The 3,239-nt window shown below is 55.1% G+C and carries 6 protein-coding genes; 2 read left to right on the forward strand and 4 right to left on the reverse strand.

The annotated features are described in order from the left end of the window. A partial coding sequence (locus RTK32_RS20395) for a prepilin peptidase (RefSeq protein WP_312047141.1) occupies positions 1-373 on the reverse strand: 373 nt, incomplete at its 3' end. A 223-nt stretch (positions 374-596) separates the two neighbouring features. Between RTK32_RS20395 and mutT the strand changes: the two genes are divergently transcribed. Continuing rightward, the gene (gene mutT / locus RTK32_RS20400) at positions 597-992 is read left to right on the forward strand and encodes an 8-oxo-dGTP diphosphatase MutT (protein WP_312047143.1); all 396 of its coding nucleotides are present in this window, start codon (positions 597-599) and stop codon (positions 990-992) included. A 70-nt stretch (positions 993-1,062) separates the two neighbouring features. Here mutT and yacG read toward each other — a convergent pair whose 3' ends face one another. The 3 genes from yacG to coaE are packed head-to-tail and all read right to left on the reverse strand — an operon-like array spanning position 1,063 to position 2,636. Beyond that, positions 1,063-1,266 carry a DNA gyrase inhibitor YacG gene (gene yacG / locus RTK32_RS20405; RefSeq protein WP_312047145.1) on the reverse strand — a complete coding sequence of 68 codons (204 nt, stop codon included), beginning with the start codon at positions 1,264-1,266 and terminating at the stop codon, positions 1,063-1,065. 11 nt (positions 1,267-1,277) lie between these two features. Continuing rightward, complete coding sequence (zapD, locus tag RTK32_RS20410; protein ID WP_312047147.1) at positions 1,278-2,021, reverse strand: cell division protein ZapD; 744 nt, start codon at positions 2,019-2,021, stop codon at positions 1,278-1,280. A gap of 3 nt (positions 2,022-2,024) precedes the next feature. Beyond that, positions 2,025-2,636 (reverse strand): dephospho-CoA kinase, encoded by a 612-nt coding sequence (gene coaE / locus RTK32_RS20415; RefSeq protein WP_312047149.1) that lies wholly within the window; start codon positions 2,634-2,636, stop codon positions 2,025-2,027. Positions 2,637-2,871: 235 nt separating this feature from the next. On the opposite strand from coaE, the gene RTK32_RS20420 reads away from it, so the two are divergent. After that, the coding region (locus tag RTK32_RS20420; RefSeq protein WP_312047151.1) for an IMP dehydrogenase at positions 2,872-3,239 on the forward strand (368 nt) is incomplete at its 3' end.

The following is a 3,239-nucleotide window of genomic DNA, read 5'->3' on the forward strand; positions in this document are numbered from 1 at the left end:
CCCCCAGCGCGGCCAGTAATTTGGCATCGCCCAACCCCAGTCCCTCCTTGCCTCTCAGCAGGCGATAGCCGCCTGAAAGCAGCCAAAGCGTGCTATAACCGGCCGCCGCGCCGTATACAGCCTGCTCCGGCGTCAGGCCTGGCAGCGCGCCAATCGAGCTGGCAAGCAGCCCAACCCATAACAGCGGTAGCGTCAGCAGGTCCGGCAGAAGCAGCATCCGGATATCCACCCACGCCAGCGCCAGGAGCGCCCAACTCAGCAGCAGGGCAGGTAACCACAGGCGTAAAGGCAGCTGCACTATCACGATTGTTGTCACTACGAGTAGCGCGGGCAGCATGACCCTGTTGATCTGAACGCTAAAAATGCGGTGCATATTCTTCTCCTCTTATCCTTGAGTCGACAACTACCCACTTCGCTGTGGGCTTTTCCTGAAGCAAAATTCTACGCTCTGTTTTGATTATCGTCCCGCTATGTCGCCATTTTCATGCTGTTGCATAACTGATTTACGTCACGTCTCGCAGGTGACAACGGGGCTTGCGATCGCAGGGCAACGCTGGAATAGTGGCGGCAGACCTTAAGTAATCCAGAGAGCAGCTATGAAGCATTTGCAGGTGGCAGTCGGTATTATTCGTGACGAACAGAAAAGAATCTTTTTGACCCAGCGATCCGCCAAATCCCATATGGCTAACCGGTGGGAGTTTCCCGGGGGTAAAATTGAAACAGGAGAAACGCCGGAACAGGCGTTGAAGCGCGAACTGCAGGAAGAAACAGGTATAACAATGCTGAGCGCATCGGCCTGCGGTACGGCAGTGCATCAGGATAGCGAGCTGCGGGTAACGCTACATTTCTTTTTGGTGGAAGCCTGGCAGGGTGAGCCCTGGGGACGGGAAGGGCAACCGCAGCGTTGGGTTAACCAACAGGCGCTGCAGGCGGCAGAGTTTCCTCCCGCCAATGCGGAACTGATCGCTCGCCTGCAGGCCGGTCTGCTGTAAGCGTTACGATGCCGTGGCTGGCTGAAAAAAAGCGGTTACTGCTCCGTGTTCAGCCAGCGGTCATCTTTTATCAGTAGCGATCCTTCGGTTCTTCGCTCCATTCGTCGCTGTCGGAGAGATCGCCTTCACTGGGGATCCTTTTCTCTTCGTTCGCCCATTCGCCAAGGTCAATTAGCTGACAGCGTTTGCTGCAGAAAGGGCGCCAGGGGCTTAGCTCATCCCAAATCACTTCTTTATCGCAGGTTGGGCAGTTAACGGTGATCGCGTCATTCATTGTTTGTTACCTCAGCAGCAGGCAAGTTGAAAATCGAGGCGTGTCGGCACCTCACCGTGCTCGCTGTCGAGCGGCAGAAAACGGATAGCGTAGCGGCTTTTATGGCCGGAAACCTGCGGATAAAGCGAATCTTCCAGCATCAGCTGCAGGCGCAGCAGATCGGCGCCTTCCGCATTATCCTGATAAAATCCGTTCAGACTGGTCTGGTGGCGGAAAGCGCCCGACTGACGGATTAAATCTAAAATCAGCGTCAGCGCATCACGGATTGGCGAGAGCGAATTCATCCACAGTGCGACCAGACTGTCCCGTTTCTCCTGTTCTATGTGCAGCCAGATATGCAACGTAGGCAGGTCGAAACTGCAGCAGCCGCCGGGGATACTTAAGCGCTGGCGCACCAGTCCGATTAAGCGATCCTCCCGCATCATCTGCCCCATACGCGGCGCGGCCATTAACGCACCAGAACGCGTTTTCAGGCTGTCGTGCAGCTGATGCACAACATCTTTGTCAACGCCCGGCACTTCCGCCCACGAGCGCAGCTTCTGCTGCTGCTTGTCGAGTTCTTTAACGATTTCGGTACGCAGTTCGCCGCGTTCAAATACATCCAGCAATTCGGCCGCATTACGGAAAAAAGTTAGCGCGCTGACTGAATCAACGATAGCGCGGCTGCTCTCCAGTTGATTCATCAAAAATTCAATGCGCAGCCAGGTGCGCATTTTTTCATTCAAAGGATACTCAAATAAAACCGTTGTGCTCATGCTTTAGTCCTGATCTGTTGCTCCGGCAAGCTGGCGGTAGTACCGGTCCAGCTGGGCAACTCTGGTGGCCACATCAACAGGTGTGCCGCCGTTATCGATAATGTCGTCGGCTACGGCAAGTCGCGCTTCACGCGTGGCCTGCGCAGCCAAAATATGTTCAGCCTGTTCACGGCTAATGTTGTCTCTGGTCATGGTGCGTGCCAGCTGCGTTTCGCGATCGACATCCACTACCAGCACCCGATCGGCCAGGTGCTGCAAATTGTTTTCAACCAGCAAAGGAACGACCCACAGGCACCAGACCGAGCGGGTTAATGCCAGCTGGCGGCGGGTCTCTTGGTGGATCAGCGGATGTAGAAGGGCGTTCAGCCAGGCTTTTTCCTCGGCGGAACTGAAAATCCGCTGGCGCAGCGCGGCGCGGTTTAACGTGCCGTCCGGCTGGATAACCGTCGCGCCGAACCGCTCGTGTATTGCCGCTAACGCAGGCTGACCAGGCTCTACAACCTGACGTGCGATAATATCCGCGTCAACGACATCCACGCCTCTGGCCGCAAAGGCGTTAGCGATAGTGGTTTTCCCACTGCCGATACCGCCGGTCAGCGCAACAGTATAGCTCATAGTCCCGATTCTCCCGGCTCTGATATGGCTGCATTCACTCAGGCCCCCCTTAACGCCGCCTTTAAAAGTGGGGCGCAGATCACATAAGAGAATCACAGATAAATTTATGGGATTGTAGCCTAAATAAACCTGTTTTCGCAGTCTTGTCCGTGCGTTTTTAGCGCGTATGATAAGGCTACTGGAGCTGGCAGCAGCACCCAATCATCAGATTGCGCCATCAACCAGGAAGTGATTTATGCGTATTGAAGAAGATATTAAGTTAGGTTTTAAAGATGTCCTGATCCGCCCCAAGCGTTCCACGTTGAAGAGTCGTTCCCAGGTGGACCTGAACCGCCAGTTCACCTTCAAACACTCTGGCGTGGCCTGGTCAGGCGTGCCGATTATTGCCGCTAATATGGATACTGTCGGCACTTTCAGCATGGCGGAAGCACTCGCCTCCTTTCAGGTCCTTACCGCCGTTCACAAGCACTATAGTCTGGCACAGTGGCAGGCCTTCGTCGCTCGCGTGCCGGAAAGCGTACTGCAGTACGTAATGGTTTCTACCGGGACTTCCGATGCCGATTTCGTCAAAATGCAGCAGATCCTTGCGCTGTCACCCGCACT

Source organism: Erwinia sp., from assembly GCF_031978025.1.
Classification (GTDB): domain Bacteria; phylum Pseudomonadota; class Gammaproteobacteria; order Enterobacterales; family Enterobacteriaceae; genus Erwinia.

What these genes read in the sequence shown, in the direction of transcription:
- mutT (WP_312047143.1), top strand. Translation starts at nt 597, where the DNA reads ATGAAGCATTTGCAGGTGGCAGTCGGTATTATTCGTGACGAACAGAAA.
- coaE (WP_312047149.1), bottom strand. Translation starts at nt 2,636, where the DNA reads ATGAGCTATACTGTTGCGCTGACCGGCGGTATCGGCAGTGGGAAAACC.
- yacG (WP_312047145.1), bottom strand. Translation starts at nt 1,266, where the DNA reads ATGAATGACGCGATCACCGTTAACTGCCCAACCTGCGATAAAGAAGTG.
- zapD (WP_312047147.1), bottom strand. Translation starts at nt 2,021, where the DNA reads ATGAGCACAACGGTTTTATTTGAGTATCCTTTGAATGAAAAAATGCGC.